This is a genomic window from Polaromonas sp. P3_B1, assembly GCF_056402935.1.
In genome coordinates this window covers 24,494-40,434 of the sequence record NZ_JBFUGK010000010.1, presented here as the reverse complement: position 1 = coordinate 40,434, position 15,941 = coordinate 24,494, and the positions used below count along the sequence as shown (strand labels likewise).

Below are 15,941 nucleotides of genomic sequence, written 5' to 3'. Positions count from 1 at the left end.
CTTTCACATCGCGCGGGGGTCGGTTTCGAGCAGCCGATCGACCAGCGAGCGCAAGCTGGCCTTGAGCGATTCGGCACCGGGTGTCAGCGCGAAGCTGCTTTCGTCCATATAAAGCTTGCGGTTGATTTCGAGCTGGATGCTGTGCCGGTGTTCGGCGGGCCGGCTGTAGCGGCGAACCAGTTCCACGCCCTTGTAGGGGTGGTTGTAGGCCACGCTGTAGCCGCGCGCCTTCAGGTGTTCGCACACCAGCCTGGACAAAACCTTGCTGGCCGTCGTGCCTTCACGGTCGCCCACCACGAAGTCGGCATGCGCCTCGCCCGGAAAATCCGTGGCGCTGCTGGAGGCCACCGCGGGCATGGAATGGCAGTTGATGTGGATGCTGTAGCCGTGCGCCTCGTGGGCGGCGTCAATCGCACGCGCGACGGCCGCGTGGTAGGGCTTCCAGCACTGCTCTATGCGCGCCTGTACCTCCGCCACGCCAAGCTTGCGGTCATAGAGCAGCACGCCTTCGTCGGTGGTGCGCCAGATCAAACCCTTGCCCAGGCGCACTTTGGCGAGGCTCTTGGCGTCTGTCTCCACAGGTCCCGGCCACGGCCCGTCCAGCAGGCTCACATCCATTTCCGTGGTGTTGCGGTTGGCGTCGAGGTAGCTGCGTGGAAAGTGCGCCTCCACCCAGTGCACGCCCAAGGCGGGGGCAAAGTCGTAGAGTTTTTCGACATGGGTGTCTTCGGCACTGCGCAGCACGGCGAGCTCGCAGGCGTGCCGGAAATCCGCCGGGTAGACCGTTCCGCTGTGGGGAGAATCCAGGACCAGCGCTGTGCTTCCGGGCAGGTAGGTAATGAGCGGCATGTCCTGACTTTAGCACCGCAAAAATCGGCTCAGGAGCCCCGCGCGGCGCCGCGCCGGCGCAGCCCGCTGTGCGCAAACTCCGCGGGCAAACTTCCGCTTGTCCTACAGGGATTTAACTTTTGCACCCACAAAAGCGCACCCGGGTGCACCTTAAATTTCACGACGGAAATCAACAACTTGCGGCTGTTCTGCCACAAGCGTGACGCCGCCCCTTTATCCATTGAAATCCCCTGAAGGAAACACCATGCCATCATTGACCCGTACCTTTTCCGCCACCTTGCTGGCCGCGGCCGCGCTGGTAGCCGCCACCGGCGCGCAAGCCCAGAGCAGCTCGAGCTCCAGCACCGGCATGTCGAACAGCAGCAACTATTCCTTTTATGCACCGGGCTCGCGCTACTTCGGCCTGAACGTGGGCCAGTCGGATTTCTCGCTGCCCAGCGGCGGCGGCGCTTTCCCGTCTGACAACAAGGACACCTCGTACAACCTCTACGGCGGCAGCTACTTCAACAACAACTTCGGCCTGGAACTGGGTTACACCGATTTCGGCAAGGCCAACCGCGCCGGCGGACAGACAGAAGCGCAAGGCATCAACCTGAGCCTGGTTGGACGCCTGCCGCTGAGCAACTCCTTCAACCTGCTGGGCAAAGTGGGCACGACTTACAGCCATACCCGCGTGTCATCCTCCCCGCTGTCCGGCATTCCTTCCGGTTCGGAGAGCGGCTGGGGCGTGTCCTACGGCATAGGTGCCGAATGGGCATTCACTCCCGCCATGTCGGCCGTGCTGGCATGGGACGAGCACGACCTGAAATTCACAGGCACCGGTAACCAGCGCGTCAGCACCACCAGCCTGGGCCTGCGCTACCGCTTCTGAGTTTGACGGGCCCTGGCGCGGCTGCGCTAGCCGCACCCTCAGCCCGCATGCCTTCCCAGGCTGCGGGCTTTTTCACGTCTCGCCCGGGGTCGCGGCCGGATTCCCGGGCCCGGCGGGCGCCAGCATTTCCTGCAACAACCAGGTGCCGGCGCGCCCCAGGGAACGCTGGCGCGACCACACGGCATCGACCGGCACGCGCCGCGGCCAGCCGCGCGCGTCGAGCTCGCTGAGCTTGCCGGTAGCAAAACGCGTCACCATCCAGCGCGGAATCGCCGCCCAGCCAAAACCCAGCACCGCCATTTCCATCAGCATGAGGTAGCTCGGGGCCGACCAGGCGCGGCGCGACTGGGGCAGGCCCTGGGCGCTCTGTTCCCCCTCTATATAGGTATCGAGCCGCAGTTCCCTGAAGCCGGCCAGCAGTTCGGGCGTGATGTCCTTCATGCCGGCCAGTGGGTGGGCCGTGGCCACAAACAAGGTGATCTCGGACTGCTCGGCAATGGTGGCCGAGCCGATGTCCGGCGGGTAGGCGTTTTGCGCGGCCACCACGCCAATATGCGCCCGCCCCGTCTGCACCAGCGAGACCAGATCGCCATGCTCGGCAATCAGGCATTCGAACTCAAGGTCCGGAAAGCGCTGCTCAAAGGCAAGCAGCATTTCCTCGAACCGGTCGGACTGGTAGGTGTCGGACCAGACCACGCTGAGCTTGGGCTCCATGCCGCCGCCCAACTGGCCGGCGGCGCGGTCCAGCCGGTCGCTCGCCGCCAGGATTTCCTGCACCTTGCCGAGCATGACCCTGCCGTGCTCCGTCAGGGCCGGCTTGCGGCTGCTGCGGTCAAACAGCGTGATGCCCAGGTCGATTTCCAGGTTGGCGATGGCGCTGCTGACGGTCGACTGGCTTTTGCCCAGCTTGCGCGCCGCGGCCGAAAACGAGCCCAGGGTGGCAGCCTCGGCAAAAGCGGTCAGGGCTTCCGGGGAATGGCGCATAGGGCGGCCTTTTATCTATTTTTTCGATAGTTATTGATTTTAATCTATTCGAAATAACGATGAAAATATCGTCATCGCCCCCAGCATCCATGCTGATGGGGCCCGAATCCCTCAGAAAGTGACGTGCATCGTGAGTCTGCAGAAATCCCTCAAAGAACGGTTTTTCCACGCCCTCGGCTTTGAAGTCCTGGCCATCGCCATCTGCGCGCCCCTGGGTGCCTGGCTGCTCGGCTATTCGCTGGCGCACATGGGCCTGCTGACCCTGATGGTTTCGCTGATGGCCATGAGCTGGAATATGCTGTTCAACGCCCTGTTCGACCGGGCGCAGCGCCGCATGGGCTTTGAACGCACCCTGGCGGCGCGTGCCGTGCATGCCGTTCTGTTTGAAATCGGCCTGATCATCGCGGTGGTGCCGCTGGCCGCCTGGTGGCTGGACATAGGCCTATGGGAGGCCTTTGTGCTGGACATCGCGATCGTGCTGTTTTTCCTGCCCTATACCTTCGGCTTCAACTGGGCTTACGACCACCTGCGCGCCAAGGTCGTCGCCCGCCATCGCCGCCAAAAGCAGAAAGCCTGCGCTTCGGCGGCCTGAATGCAGGGCGGTTAACCGCCCGGCTTCATCATTTCATCTGCACCGAGCCCGACACATTGACCAGCACCGTGCTCTTGCCGGCTTCCACGGGCACTGAAGCATCGGCCATTTCTGCCTTGGCCATCGCCATCATGCGGGGGCGCGGCGGGCTGCCCTGGTCGTTGGCGTTGATGGAGACCTCGCGCAGGCTGTAGCTGGAAAACCCGAAGCCGCGCGCGATTTCGCCGGCCTTGGCCTTGAAGCGCTCAATCGCCTGGGCCTGGGCTTCGCCCTCGACCTTGGCACGCTGCTCACGGCTCAGGGCAAAACTCACGTTGCTCATGGTGAGGGTCTGGATCTTGCCCGCCGTGCCGGTGATGCGTGGAAAGTCCTTGCCTTCCAGCACCAGCTCGGTCGAACCCTGCCAGCCGTTGATCTTGCCGTCCTTGCCGTAGCGCGGGTAGAGGCTGAAGTTGCCGGTGCGCACATCCATCTGGCCCGGCGCGGCCGCCTGCTTGGCCTGCGTGAGCGCGCTGTCCAGGGCCTGCTTGAGCTGGGCCTGCACGACGCCGGCGTCGGTGCCGTCGCGCGTGGTGCTCAGGGAAATCGACAGCAGGTCCTGCTGCACCTCGACGGAACCGCTGGCCGACAGCTGGGCCACGTTCTGCAGTGTTTCATGCTGCATGCTCTGGGCCATGGCACTGGAGGCCAGCGCGGCGCCGGCAAACAGGGCGCACGCGGCGATCAGGGTGGAAGTTCGCATCAGAAAAACCTTTCGGGGTGTTCTCGGCACCGGGCCGAAAAAAGAGAAAAAGAAGCCATCAACATTCGTCAGGGCTGCCGCGCTTTTTATGGCTTTTGCAAGTCATTCGGAGCCCCAAGGTGACGACGGCCGATGCCCGTTTTGGGCTTGGCCGGTTTCTGTTTACGGCGGGTAACGCCCTGCACCAACGGGTGCGCAGAAGCGGCCCCACATTTTTGCATGTGATTTTGGTGAAGCATGTAGGAGCAATTCCACAACAAGCCCGCAGTCGTGCTCACAGTTGCACTGTGCCGCAACTTTTGTAACAGTGTGTCAAAGTGACTGAAAAACGAGACATCTCGTGTTTTCAGCCTTCAAAATGGCTCTGTTACAAATTACCAGACGACTATGACCCAAGCCCAACCCAACGCCCGAGCCGACAAAATCCTGATCCTTGACGACGATGCCCGCATTCGCGACCTGTTGCGGCGCTACCTCGCCCAGGAGGGTTTTGAGGTCATCCTGGCCGAAGACAGCAAGGCCCTGAACCGCATCATGCTGCGCGATGCTGTCGACCTGATCGTCCTGGACCTGATGATGCCCGGCGAAGACGGCCTTTCCATCTGCCGCCGGTTGCGCGCCGCCAACGACCGTACCCCCATCATCATGCTGACCGCCAAGGGCGAAGACGTTGACCGTATCGTCGGCCTGGAAGTCGGTGCGGACGATTACCTCGCCAAACCTTTCAACCCCCGTGAACTGCTGGCCCGAATCCACGCCGTGCTGCGCCGCCGCCCCACCGCCGAAGTGCCAGGAGCCCCGTCCAGCGACCAGGAAGTCATCACCTTCGGCCCCTTCTCCTTCGACATGGGCCTGCGAACGCTCCACAAGAACGGCGAAGAGCTGCCGCTGACCACCGGCGAATTCGCCATGCTGAAAACCTTGGTTCGCCACCCGCGCCAGCCACTGTCCCGTGAAAAACTGGCCCAGTTGGCCCGCGGCCGCGAGTTTGAACCCTTCGACCGCAGCCTGGACGTGCAGGTTTCGCGCCTGCGCAAGCTGATTGAGGTCGATGCGGCGGTGCCCCGCTACATCCAGACGGTCTGGGGCATAGGCTACGTCTTCGTGCCGGATGGCACTAACTAGCCCCCACGCTTTTCACTGCGCCTTCGGCTTCGTGTAATGCGCTGCCCCCCGAGGGGGCCGCCCGCCTGCGGTCTGGCAAAGCCAGTCCCGCGGCTCATGCTGGTTTGGAGACTTCACTGACGCGCGCGTGCAACAGGCGGCAACAGCTTGCCTGCCGCCGCGCGGGTTTATCGTGCTAACGTCCATTTCCGCACGACGCACCCGCTGGCATTTCCGCCCGCACTCGAAGCACGTACCCGACTTCCTATGGACGCCACCAATCCGGTCCCTCTTGAAACCGCCCCGGCACCGCTGGAAATGCGCCCGCGGCGCGGCTTCAGCCTGTTCTGGCGGACCTTTTTCTTCCTGGCCCTGCTGCTGTTCGGCTCCATCGTGGCCTGGCTGCAGACCTTCCGGGCGCTGGAGTCCGAGCCGCGCGCCATCCAGAGCGCGCAGCAACTGGCCTCGCTGGTCAACCTGAGCCGCGCGGCGCTCCGCTATTCCGACGCCATCGCCCGCGTCTCGCTGATCAAGACCCTGGCCGACGAGGAGCGCGTGCGCATCACGCCGCGCGAACCCAAAGATCGTTTCGATCTGTTCGAGAGCGACGAGCTGGGCGAGCGCACCGCCGAAGAACTCAAGGTGCGGCTGGGCAACGGCACCGTCGTGGCCAGCAGCGTCAATGGCCAGAAAGGCCTGTGGGTGGGCTTTGCCATCGACGGCGACTCCTACTGGCTGCTCACCGATCCGTCCAAGATTGGCCCGTCGCGCAACAGCACCTGGGTCATCTGGCTGTTCACGGCGGCGGTGTTGTCGCTGGCGGGTGCGGCCTTTATCGCCCGGCTGATCAACCGCCCCCTCAAGCAGCTGTCGTTCGCGGCCAGCCGCATGCGCGACGGCGATTTCGACGCGAGCCTGCTCGACGAGAAGGTCGCCACCAGCGAAATCCGCGAGGTCAACATCGGCTTTAACCGCATGGCCGAGCAGCTCTCCAAGATCGAACAGGACCGGGTCATCATGCTGGCCGGTATTTCGCACGACCTGCGTACACCGCTGGCCCGCCTGCGCCTGGAAACCGAGATGAGCGTCACCGATCCTGATGCGCGCGAGCATATGGCGGCCGACATCACCCAGCTCGACGCCATCATCGACAAATTCCTCGACTACGCGCGGCCCGAGCCGCCGCGGCTTGAGCGGGTGTCGCTCAATGCGGTGGTCGATGCCGCGGTCTATGCGGTGGCCGACTACGAAGACATGCGCGTGACCGTCGCCATCCCCGACGACATGGCAGTGCTGGCCGATGAGGTCGAACTGTCCCGCGTGATCGCCAACTTGCTGGAAAACGCCAGGCGCTACGGCAAGACGCCCGAAACCGGTATCGCGCTGGTCGACATCGCGGCCAAGAGCCGTGACCAGTGGGTGCTGATCAAGGTGCGCGACCACGGCATGGGCGTGGCGCCCGAAGCCCTGTCCAAGCTCACACGGCCGTTTTTCCGCGGCGATGCGGCCCGCACGGCCGCCACCGGCGCGGGCCTGGGCCTGGCGATCGTGGAAAAAACCATTCACCGCATGGGCGGCGTATTCGGCCTGGCCAACACCGGTTCCGGTGGGCTGGCGGCGCACATCAAGCTGCGCCGCAGCTGATTTTTTCGCCCGCCTAAAGCGGCTCTCGGTGCAACAGCACCACGGCGCGGGCCTCCATGCTCAGGCCCTGGCCGACGGGGCCCAGCTTCTCGGCGGTTTTGGCCTTCACGTTGACCTGGTCGTCATCCAGCCCCAAGGCAGCGGCGATATTGCCGCGCATCGCGGCGATGTGCGGAGCCAGCTTGGGTGCCTGCGCGATCACGGTGCTGTCGATGTTGACGATTTTCCAGCCGCGCTCGGCCAGCAGCCGCCCCACCTCGGTGAGCAGCACCGACGAATCCGCGCCCTTGAAGCGCGCATCGGTGTCCGGAAAATGCGAACCGATATCGCCCAGCCCCGCCGCGCCCAGCAGCGCATCGGTGATCGCGTGCAGCAGCACGTCGGCATCCGAATGGCCGAGCAGGCCCACGGTGTGGGGAATATCGGCCCCGCCAATGATGAGCTTGCGCCCGGGCACCAGGGCGTGCGTGTCCCAGCCTTCACCGATTCGAAAATTCATGGCGGTCATCGTGGAGCCTTGTCGGAATGATGTGGATTCGGTGGCATGGCTTATTTTCTGCGCCGCTCGAGAACGGCCTCAGCCAGCGCAAAATCTTCCGGATAGGTGACCTTGAAGTTTTGCGCACTGCCGCTCACCAGCCGCGGTGAAAAGCCCGCCGCCTCCATGGCACTGGATTCGTCGGTGACGGCGTCTCCCGTCTGCTGCAAGGCATCGATCAAGGCCCCAATGCGAAACATCTGCGGCGTCTGCGCCAGCCATTTGTCGCTGCGGTCAAGGGTGGAGGCGACGCGGCCGTCCCGTTCGGCCTTGAGCGTGTCGGGCAGCTTTTGCGCCAATAAGCCGCCCACCGCATCGTTGCGGCATTCGTTGATCAGGGCCTTGATCTGCTCAGGCGTGACAAGGCAGCGCGCGGCATCGTGCACCAGCACCCAGTCGCTCAGGGCGGCACCGCCGGGCTGCTCCACCATGGCTTTGAGGCCGTTGAGCACCGTCGCCGCCCGCGTGGCGCCCCCGCCGACGAGCAGGACTTCATTGCCCTGGTTGAAATCAGGAAACACCTCGAGAAAGTCGTCATCGGCTGGCGAGATCACCACCCAAAGTGCCGAGAAAGTGCCTGCCAGGGCCCTAAAGGCTTCCACCGTATGCCTCACCATGGGCAGCCCGTCGATCAGCTGGTATTGCTTGGCTTTGGCCGTTCCGGCCCGGCTGCCCTGCCCCGCGCAGGGGATCAGCACAAAAAAACGGGCATCGGAACGGGTATTGGCGGGACTTGTCGTCATAACTTCATCATAGATTCTAAAATCAGGGCTTGAATACGCAGGCACCCCACTCCGGATGGTTTGGGGTGCCTGGCTTTTGCCGAATCATTTCTCATTCCTGATTGACCGAACCCAAGCAGGCCTTCACCGCGCACCGATTCATGCAGCTACCTTCACTCGTCACCGGCAAACGCTACACCCTGCCCCAGCCCGCCGGCTCCGCCGATGCCCTGCTGCTGGCACGCCTGGGCACGCGCGAAAAAGCCGCCGGCAAGCTCACCGCCATCGTCACCTCGGACGCCACCACGGCCCAGCGCCTGATGGAGGAAATCGCCTTCTTCGCGCCCGAGCTGCGCTGCGCCCTGTTTCCCGACTGGGAAACCTTGCCCTACGACACCTTCTCGCCGCACCAGGACCTGATCAGCGAGCGCCTGGCCACCCTGTGGCGCATCCAGCAGCGCGACAAGGAAACCGGCGCCGACGTGGTCATCGTGCCGGCCACCACGGCGCTGTACCGCCTGGCGCCGCCCAGCTTCCTGGCCGGCTACACCTTCCAGTTCAAGGTCAAGCAAAAGCTCGATGAAACGCGCCTCAAAGCCCAGCTCACGCTGGCCGGCTACAGCCATGTCACGCAGGTGGTCAGTCCCGGTGAATACGCGGTGCGTGGCGGGCTGATTGATTTATTCCCTATGGGCTCAGCCGTGCCCTACCGCGTCGACCTTTTCGACGACGAAATCGACAGCATCCGCACCTTCGACCCCGACAGCCAGCGCAGCCTCTATCCGGTGCCCGAAGTGCGCCTGCTGCCAGGGCGCGAATTTCCCATGGACGACGATGCGCGCGCCAAATTCCGCAGCCGCTGGCGCGAACTGCTGGACGGCGACCCGACCAAGAGCCGCATCTACAAGGACATGGGCAACGGCGTGGCCACCGCCGGCATTGAGTACTACCTGCCGCTGTTCTTCGAAGAAACCGCTACCGTATTCGACTACCTGGGCAGTGACGCCACCGTAGTGCTGCACGGCGACCTGGAGCCGGCCTTCCAGCGCTTCTGGCAGGACACCAAGGACCGGTACCGGCTGGTGCGCGACGCGCCAGACCGCCCTGCCCTGCCGCCTGAATCGCTGTTCCTGGGGACCGAGCAGTTCTACGCCCGCGCCAACGACTACGCCCAGCTGGCGATACGCGCAGCGGTGGAAGACGTTGCCGACAACGCCCAGTTCCAGAAGCTCGGCGAAATGGCCGTGGTGCGCGGCGCCGAAGACCCGCTGGCCAAATTCAAGGGCCATGTGCGCAACACCGCGCACCGCGTGCTGGTGCTGGCCGAAAGCGAGGGCCGGCGCGAAAGCCTGCTGGACTTCCTGCGCGCCAGCAGCGTCAGCCCGCCGGCCTTTGACTCGCTGGCCGACTTCCAGGCCAGCGACGAAAAGCTGGGCATCGCCACCGCGGCCCTCAACACTGGCTTCAGCTGGCTCGAAGAAGGCATTGATTTCATCACCGAGACCGAGCTGTTCGCCGCCGGCGCCACTGTACGCCGCCGCAACAAGAAGCAGGAGCAGGTCAGCGACGTCGAGGCGCTGATCAAGGACCTCTCGGAGCTCAATGTCGGTGATCCGGTGGTGCACAGCGCCCACGGCATAGGCCGCTACCACGGCCTCATCAACATGGACCTGGGCCAGGGCACCAACGCCGACGGCACACCGCTGCTGCAGGAGTTTTTACACCTCGAATACGCCGACAAGGCCACACTCTACGTACCCGTCAGCCAGTTGCACCTGATCAGCCGCTACACCGGCGTCAGCGCCGAAGAGGCCCCGCTGCACAAGCTGGGCAGCGGCCAGTGGGAAAAAGCCAAGCGCAAGGCCGCCGAGCAGATACGCGACTCGGCTGCCGAACTGCTCAACATCTACGCCCGCCGCGCCGCGCGCGAAGGCCATGCCTTCCGCTACTCGCCCGGCGACTACGAAACCTTTGCCAACGACTTCGGCTTTGAAGAAACCGCCGACCAGCGCGCCGCCATCCATGCCGTGATCCAGGACATGATCAGCCCGCGGCCCATGGACCGGCTGGTCTGCGGCGACGTGGGCTTCGGCAAGACCGAGGTCGCGCTACGCGCCGCCTTCATCGCCGTCACCGGCGGCAAGCAGGTGGCCCTGCTGGCGCCTACCACCTTGCTGGCCGAGCAGCACTACCAGACGCTGGTGGACCGTTTCGCCAAGTGGCCGGTCAAGATCGCCGAGATGAGCCGTTTCCGCTCCGGCAAGGAAATCAGCGCGGCCATCAAGGGCCTGGGCGACGGCACGGTCGACATCGTGGTCGGCACACACAAGCTGCTGAGCCAGGACGTGAAGTTCGAGCGCCTGGGCCTGCTCATCATCGACGAGGAGCACCGTTTCGGCGTGCGCCACAAGGAAGCCATGAAGGCCATGCGCGCCGAGGTCGACGTGCTGACGCTGACGGCCACGCCGATTCCGCGCACGCTGGGCATGGCGCTGGAGGGCCTGCGCGACCTTAGCGTGATCGCCACCGCGCCGCAGCGCCGCCTGGCCATCAAGACTTTTGTGCGCAGCGAAAACAACGGCGTGATCCGCGAGGCGGTGCTGCGCGAACTGAAGCGCGGCGGCCAGGTCTACTTCCTGCACAACGAGGTCGAGACCATCCAGAACCGGCGCGAAAAGCTCGAAGAGATACTGCCCGAGGCCCGTATCGCCGTGGCCCACGGCCAGATGCCCGAGCGCGAGCTGGAGCGCGTGATGAAGGACTTCATCGCCCAGCGCCACAACCTGCTGCTGTGCTCCACCATCATCGAAACCGGCATCGACGTGCCGACCGCCAATACCATCGTCATGAGCCGCGCCGACCGCTTCGGCCTGGCGCAGCTGCACCAGTTGCGCGGCCGCGTGGGCCGCAGCCACCACCAAGCCTATGCCTATCTGATGGTGCCCGACATCGAAGGCCTGACCAAACAGGCCAGCCAGCGGCTGGAGGCTATCCAGCAGATGGAGGAACTCGGCTCGGGCTTTTACCTGGCCATGCACGACCTGGAAATCCGTGGCACCGGCGAAGTGCTGGGCGAAAACCAGAGCGGCAACATGCTGGAAGTGGGCTTTCAGCTCTACAACGAGATGCTCAGCGAAGCCGTGGCCTCGCTCAAGGCCGGACGCGAACCCGATTTGCTCTCACCGCTGAGCGTCACCACCGAAATCAACCTGCACGCCCCGGCCCTGCTGCCCAACGACTACTGCGGCGATGTGCACCTGCGCCTGTCTTTCTACAAGAAGCTGGCGACAGCGAAGAACACCGACCAGATCGACGCGCTGCTCGAGGAAATCGTCGATCGCTTCGGCAAGCTGCCGGCGCAGGCCCAGACGCTGATCGACGTGCACCGCCTGCGCGTGATCGCCAGGCCTTACGGCGTGGTCAAGGTCGATGCCGCGCCCGGCGCGATCAGCATCACCTTCAAGAAAGACCCGCCCATCGATTCGATGGCCATCATGCAGCTGATCCAGAAGAACCGGCACATCCGGCTGGCCGGCAACGACAAGCTGCGCATAGAGCGCGAACTCGAAAATCCCAAGGACCGCGCCCAGATGGTGCGCGACGTCCTGCGTTCACTCGGACAACCCACCAAGGAAACCACGCCCGCATGACTCCCACTGAAATATCTCCTGGCCTCGTCGTCAACGTCGCCACGCCCACCCTCAAGCTCAGCGACTTCAAACTGATCGCCTTCGACATGGACTCCACGCTCATCAACATCGAGTGTGTCGACGAAATCGCCGATGCCGCAGGCCGCAAGGCCGAAGTGGCGGCCATCACTGAAGCGGCCATGCGCGGCGAGATTCCCGACTACAAGGAAAGCCTGCGCCAGCGTGTGGCCCTGCTCAAAGGTGTCAGCGTGTCCAGCATGGACCAGGTCTACCGCGAGCGCCTCAAACTCAACCCCGGCGCGGCCGAGCTGGTGCGCGCCTGCAAGCAGGCCGGCATGAAGGTGCTGCTGGTCAGCGGCGGCTTTACCTTTTTCACCGACCGCGTGCGCGACGAACTCGGCATCGACTACACGCGCTCCAACGTGCTCGAAGTGCAGGACGGTTTTCTCACCGGCAAGATGGTGGACCAGCCCTGGGGCGACATCTGCGACGGTGAAGAAAAAAGAAGGATGCTGCTTGAGACCTGCGGCAACCTTGGCATCAACCCGTTGCAGGCCATCGCCATGGGTGACGGTGCCAACGACCTGCCCATGATGGGCGTGGCCGGCCTCTCGGTGGCCTACCATGCCAAGCCGCGCGTGCGCGAGCAGGCCATGGTGGCCATCAACGAAGGCGGCCTGGACCGCCTGCTGGAGCTTTTCAGCTGACCTGCCCGCGTGGCCGGCATCGCGCGATGCGCATCAATCCATCCCCAATAAATCAACCCTCCTGCAGCCATAACACCTTATAAGCAGACACCTGAAACCAAAGACACCGACATCCATGGGTTTTTTCAAACGATTCGAAAGCCAGCTTCCCGCCTACCCTGACGCCGACCCCGCCTTGCCGCCCAAGGGCTTCATGGCCTTTCTGTGGGCCTGCACCGAAGGCGCGCGCGGCTACATCCTGCTGCTGGCGCTGCTCTCGGCGGTGTTGGCGGTGTTTGAGGCCTTGCTGTTCGCGATGCTGGGCCGCATCGTCGACTGGCTGGGTGCGACGGCACCCGCCAACCTGTGGGCCGAGCACGGCACTGCGCTGGGCTGGCTTGCGCTCCTCGTGGTGGCCAGCATCGCGGCCGTGGCGCTGCAGACCACCGTGAAGCACCAGACGCTGGCCATCAACTTCCCGATGCGGCTGCGCTGGAATTTTCACCGCCTCATGCTGGGGCACAGCATGTCCTTCTACCAGGACGAATTCGCCGGCCGGCTGACCACCAAGGTCATGCAGACCGCGCTGGCGGTGCGCGACACGCTCTTCGTGCTGGCCGACGTGCTGGTGGCCATGGGCGTCTACATCGCCACCATGACGGTGCTGGCCGCGGCCTTCGACACGAAGCTGGTGGCGCCCTTCCTGGTCTGGCTGGCGCTCTACATCGCGAGCCTCTTTTACTTCGTGCCGCGGTTGGGCCGTATCGGCAAGCAGCAGGCGGACGCCCGCTCACTGATGACGGGCCGCATCACCGACGCCTACACCAACATCACCACCGTCAAGCTGTTCTCGCACACCCGGCGCGAGGCCGGCTTCGCGCGCGATGCGATGGGCGAGTTCATGAAGACCGGCTATACCCAGATGCGCCTCGTCAGCGCGTTTGAAATCGTCAACCACACGCTCAGCATGGGCCTGATCCTCGGCATGGCCGGCACCTCGCTGTGGCTCTGGCACCTGGGCCAGGTCGGCGCGGGCGCGGTGGCCGCAGCCACCGCCATGGCACTGCGCCTGCAGGGCATGTCGCACTGGATCATGTGGGAGACCACCAGCCTCTTTGAAAGCGTGGGCACCGTGCAGGACGGCATCAACACGCTGTCGCGGCCCCACACCATCGTGGACGCACCTGATGCAGCCGCGCTGGACGTGCCGCGCGGCGAAGTGCGCTTTGAGGCCGTGGACTTCAGCTACGGCAAAAACAAGTCCGTGATCGATAAGCTCACGCTGACCGTCAGGCCCGGCGAGAAAATCGGCCTGATAGGCCGCTCAGGCGCCGGCAAATCGACACTGGTTAACCTGTTGCTGCGGTTTTACGACCTTGATGGCGGGCGCATCCTGATCGACGGCCAGGACATTGCCCACGTTACCCAGGACAGCCTGCGCGGCCACATCGGCATGGTGACGCAAGACACCTCGCTGCTGCACCGCTCGGTGCGCGACAACATCACCTACAGCCGCCCCGGCGCCAGCGACGACGACATGCGCCTGGCTGCACGGCGCGCCGAGGCTGATAACTTCATCACCGACCTGACCGATCCACACGGCCGCCACGGCTACGACGCCCATGTGGGCGAGCGCGGCGTGAAGCTCTCGGGTGGCCAGCGCCAGCGCATCGCGATCGCACGCGTGATGCTGAAAGACGCGCCCATCCTGCTGCTGGACGAAGCCACCAGCGCGCTGGACTCCGAGGTCGAAGTCGCCATCCAGGGCAGCCTCAACACCCTGATGCAGGGCAAGACCGTGATCGCCATCGCGCACCGCCTGTCCACCATCGCCGCCATGGACCGCCTCATCGTGCTGGACCAGGGCCGCATCGTCGAGGAGGGCGACCACCGCACGCTGCTGGCCAACGGCGGCCTTTACGCGCGCCTGTGGGCGCACCAGAGCGGCGGCTTCCTGAGCGACAACCTGGAGGAGGAAACGGAACTGGCGGGCTGACATACCGCGTCCGTCCCCTCGATAGTTTTCCCGCAATCAATGTCCGCCGACGGACAATTAATGGCAGCCGCATCCAAGGCCTCCCGTATGGTTCAAATCTGAACTACCGCAGGGAGGTCGAGGTGCATGACCCCGAACCAAGGCCGGCGCACCCGTCGCGCTTCAAGCTTCAAACATCGAATCCACAGAGAAGGCCGCATGACGCAGGCGCCCGCGTATGGCTGGCCGGCCTGCCGCTACTGCTGGCCTCTTTCAGCGCCCCGGGCGCCGATCTGGTGGAGGTGTACCGTCAGGCGCAGGCACGCGATCCCGTTTACCGGGGCGCCGTCTATGCGCTTCAGGCGGCGCGGGAAAGGGTGCCCCAGGCGCGCGCCGCCCTGCTGCCCGCCGTCAACCTGGTCGGCTCCGCCAACCGGCAAATCGGGCGGGCCTCTTTCGATGAGGCGCCGTCCGTGCAGCGCGACGTGCACACCCGCAGCTGGAACCTGCAGTTGAGCCAGCCCCTCTGGCGTGCGACGGCATCGGCGGCGCTGGATCAGGCCGGGCAGCAAGAGGTACTGGCCGAGGCGCAGTTCCGGCTGGCCGAGCAGGATTTGATATTGCGCACCGCGCAGGCCTACCTCGACATACTGGTCGCCCAAGAGGCTGAGCACGTGGCTCACCTGCAAATTGGCGCCATGGAGCAGCAGCGCGTTCTGGCCCGCCGCACCTTCGAAGGCGGCACCGGCACGGTGACCGATGTGCACGAAGCCCAGTCGCGACTGGACCTGTCACGCGCCCAGGCAGTGGTAGCAGGCAACGAGCTGCAGAACAAGCTGGCTGAGCTCACGCGCATCCTGGGCATCTCCCATGCCCGCCTCGCCGGTTTGCGCGCCGACAGCTCCCTGCCCCGAATAGAGCCCCCCGGGCTGCAGCCATGGCTGGACAGCGCCCGCGAACAATCCATCCCGGTCCGCATCGCCCAGGCAACACTTGACGTGGCGGATCGCGAAATTGCCAAAAGCCAGGCGGCGCACTCCCCGACCCTGGACCTGACGGCGTCTTACGGCAGCAACTTCACTTCGGGGAACATGAGCTCTCCGGCCGATATTTCCGTGCGTTCACGCGCCACACAGGTCGGCATGAGCCTGACCATCCCGCTCTATGCCGGCGGCGGCGTGCAGTCCCGCGTGCGCGAAGCCGTCGCCTTGAAGGGCAAGGCAGCGGAAGACCTGGAAGCGGCGCGCCGGCAAGCCATGACCCAGGCGCGCCAGGCCTTCGCGGGCGTCGTCAACGGCGCGGCACAGGCCCAGGCGCTGGCCTCGGCCATCACCTCCAGCAAAAGCTCGCTGGACGCCAACAAGGTGGGCTACCTCGTCGGCACGCGTATCAACATGGATGTGCTCAACGCCGAGCAGCAATTGTTCGCCGCCCAGCGCGACTGGCACAAGGCAAGGGCCGAGACACTGCTTCAGGGCCTGCGCCTCAAAGCCGCGAACGCCACACTGGGCGAAGCGGATTTGGGCCTTATCAACGACATGCTGGAAACCGGGCAACCCTGAGCCCACGCGCTCGTCCGACCAA

General features: G+C 64.6%; 13 protein-coding genes. 8 read left to right on the top strand and 5 right to left on the bottom strand.

What is annotated here, in order from left to right:
* Positions 1–3: 3 nt before the first annotated feature.
* Positions 4–849 (bottom strand): N-formylglutamate amidohydrolase, encoded by an 846-nt coding sequence (locus tag AC1DXS_RS07875; RefSeq protein WP_477736964.1) that lies wholly within the window; start codon positions 847–849, stop codon positions 4–6.
* A gap of 244 nt (positions 850–1,093) precedes the next feature.
* Here AC1DXS_RS07875 and AC1DXS_RS07870 point away from each other — a divergent pair, with 244 nt between their 5' ends.
* Positions 1,094–1,720: an outer membrane beta-barrel protein gene (locus AC1DXS_RS07870; protein ID WP_477736963.1), complete on the top strand. Its 627-nt coding sequence runs from the start codon at positions 1,094–1,096 to the stop codon at positions 1,718–1,720.
* Between the two features lie 72 nt (positions 1,721–1,792).
* On the opposite strand, the gene AC1DXS_RS07865 is transcribed toward AC1DXS_RS07870, so the two are convergent.
* Positions 1,793–2,704, bottom strand: a complete 912-nt coding sequence (locus AC1DXS_RS07865) for a LysR family transcriptional regulator (protein ID WP_477736962.1) — start codon at positions 2,702–2,704, stop codon at positions 1,793–1,795.
* Positions 2,705–2,834: 130 nt separating this feature from the next.
* Between AC1DXS_RS07865 and AC1DXS_RS07860 the strand changes: the two genes are divergently transcribed.
* A complete protein-coding gene (locus AC1DXS_RS07860; RefSeq protein ID WP_477736961.1) occupies positions 2,835–3,296 on the top strand; it encodes a multidrug/biocide efflux PACE transporter in 462 nt (153 codons plus the stop codon).
* Positions 3,297–3,324: 28 nt separating this feature from the next.
* Here the strand turns inward: AC1DXS_RS07860 and AC1DXS_RS07855 are convergent, their stop codons facing one another.
* Positions 3,325–4,038: an SIMPL domain-containing protein gene (locus AC1DXS_RS07855; protein ID WP_477736960.1), complete on the bottom strand. Its 714-nt coding sequence runs from the start codon at positions 4,036–4,038 to the stop codon at positions 3,325–3,327.
* A 387-nt stretch (positions 4,039–4,425) separates the two neighbouring features.
* On the opposite strand from AC1DXS_RS07855, the gene ompR reads away from it, so the two are divergent.
* Positions 4,426–5,163, top strand: coding sequence for an osmolarity response regulator transcription factor OmpR (ompR, locus tag AC1DXS_RS07850; protein WP_007866319.1), 738 nt, complete (start codon positions 4,426–4,428; stop codon positions 5,161–5,163).
* A gap of 246 nt (positions 5,164–5,409) precedes the next feature.
* On the top strand, positions 5,410–6,786 hold the full coding sequence (locus AC1DXS_RS07845) for a sensor histidine kinase (RefSeq protein ID WP_477736959.1): 1,377 nt from the start codon (positions 5,410–5,412) through the stop codon (positions 6,784–6,786).
* Between the two features lie 13 nt (positions 6,787–6,799).
* On the opposite strand, the gene ispF is transcribed toward AC1DXS_RS07845, so the two are convergent.
* Both ispF and ispD read right to left on the bottom strand, forming a co-directional pair.
* Positions 6,800–7,294, bottom strand: a complete 495-nt coding sequence (gene ispF / locus AC1DXS_RS07840) for a 2-C-methyl-D-erythritol 2,4-cyclodiphosphate synthase (RefSeq protein WP_477736958.1) — start codon at positions 7,292–7,294, stop codon at positions 6,800–6,802.
* Between the two features lie 41 nt (positions 7,295–7,335).
* Positions 7,336–8,067 (bottom strand): 2-C-methyl-D-erythritol 4-phosphate cytidylyltransferase, encoded by a 732-nt coding sequence (gene ispD / locus AC1DXS_RS07835; protein ID WP_477736957.1) that lies wholly within the window; start codon positions 8,065–8,067, stop codon positions 7,336–7,338.
* Between the two features lie 140 nt (positions 8,068–8,207).
* Between ispD and mfd the strand changes: the two genes are divergently transcribed.
* The 4 genes from mfd to AC1DXS_RS07815 all read left to right on the top strand — a co-directional run bounded on the left by mfd (position 8,208) and on the right by AC1DXS_RS07815 (position 15,919).
* Entirely contained in the window at positions 8,208–11,696 is a 3,489-nt protein-coding gene (gene mfd, locus AC1DXS_RS07830; RefSeq protein ID WP_477737022.1) for a transcription-repair coupling factor, read from the top strand.
* Complete coding sequence (serB, locus tag AC1DXS_RS07825) at positions 11,693–12,403, top strand: phosphoserine phosphatase SerB (RefSeq protein WP_477736956.1); 711 nt, start codon at positions 11,693–11,695, stop codon at positions 12,401–12,403. The genes mfd and serB overlap by 4 nt, the downstream gene beginning before the upstream one ends.
* Positions 12,404–12,518: 115 nt before the next feature.
* Entirely contained in the window at positions 12,519–14,378 is a 1,860-nt protein-coding gene (locus tag AC1DXS_RS07820) for an ABC transporter ATP-binding protein (RefSeq protein WP_477736955.1), read from the top strand.
* 122 nt (positions 14,379–14,500) lie between these two features.
* On the top strand, positions 14,501–15,919 hold the full coding sequence (locus AC1DXS_RS07815) for a TolC family outer membrane protein (protein ID WP_477736954.1): 1,419 nt from the start codon (positions 14,501–14,503) through the stop codon (positions 15,917–15,919).
* The last annotated feature ends 22 nt before the right edge of the window (positions 15,920–15,941 follow it).

Coding starts and splice junctions, on each gene's coding strand:
- AC1DXS_RS07875 (WP_477736964.1), bottom strand. CDS start 849: ATGCCGCTCATTACCTACCTGCCCGGAAGCACAGCGCTGGTCCTGGAT.
- AC1DXS_RS07870 (WP_477736963.1), top strand. CDS start 1,094: ATGCCATCATTGACCCGTACCTTTTCCGCCACCTTGCTGGCCGCGGCC.
- AC1DXS_RS07865 (WP_477736962.1), bottom strand. CDS start 2,704: ATGCGCCATTCCCCGGAAGCCCTGACCGCTTTTGCCGAGGCTGCCACC.
- AC1DXS_RS07855 (WP_477736960.1), bottom strand. CDS start 4,038: ATGCGAACTTCCACCCTGATCGCCGCGTGCGCCCTGTTTGCCGGCGCC.
- ompR (WP_007866319.1), top strand. CDS start 4,426: ATGACCCAAGCCCAACCCAACGCCCGAGCCGACAAAATCCTGATCCTT.
- AC1DXS_RS07845 (WP_477736959.1), top strand. CDS start 5,410: ATGGACGCCACCAATCCGGTCCCTCTTGAAACCGCCCCGGCACCGCTG.
- ispF (WP_477736958.1), bottom strand. CDS start 7,294: ATGACCGCCATGAATTTTCGAATCGGTGAAGGCTGGGACACGCACGCC.
- ispD (WP_477736957.1), bottom strand. CDS start 8,067: ATGACGACAAGTCCCGCCAATACCCGTTCCGATGCCCGTTTTTTTGTG.
- mfd (WP_477737022.1), top strand. CDS start 8,208: ATGCAGCTACCTTCACTCGTCACCGGCAAACGCTACACCCTGCCCCAG.
- serB (WP_477736956.1), top strand. CDS start 11,693: ATGACTCCCACTGAAATATCTCCTGGCCTCGTCGTCAACGTCGCCACG.
- AC1DXS_RS07820 (WP_477736955.1), top strand. CDS start 12,519: ATGGGTTTTTTCAAACGATTCGAAAGCCAGCTTCCCGCCTACCCTGAC.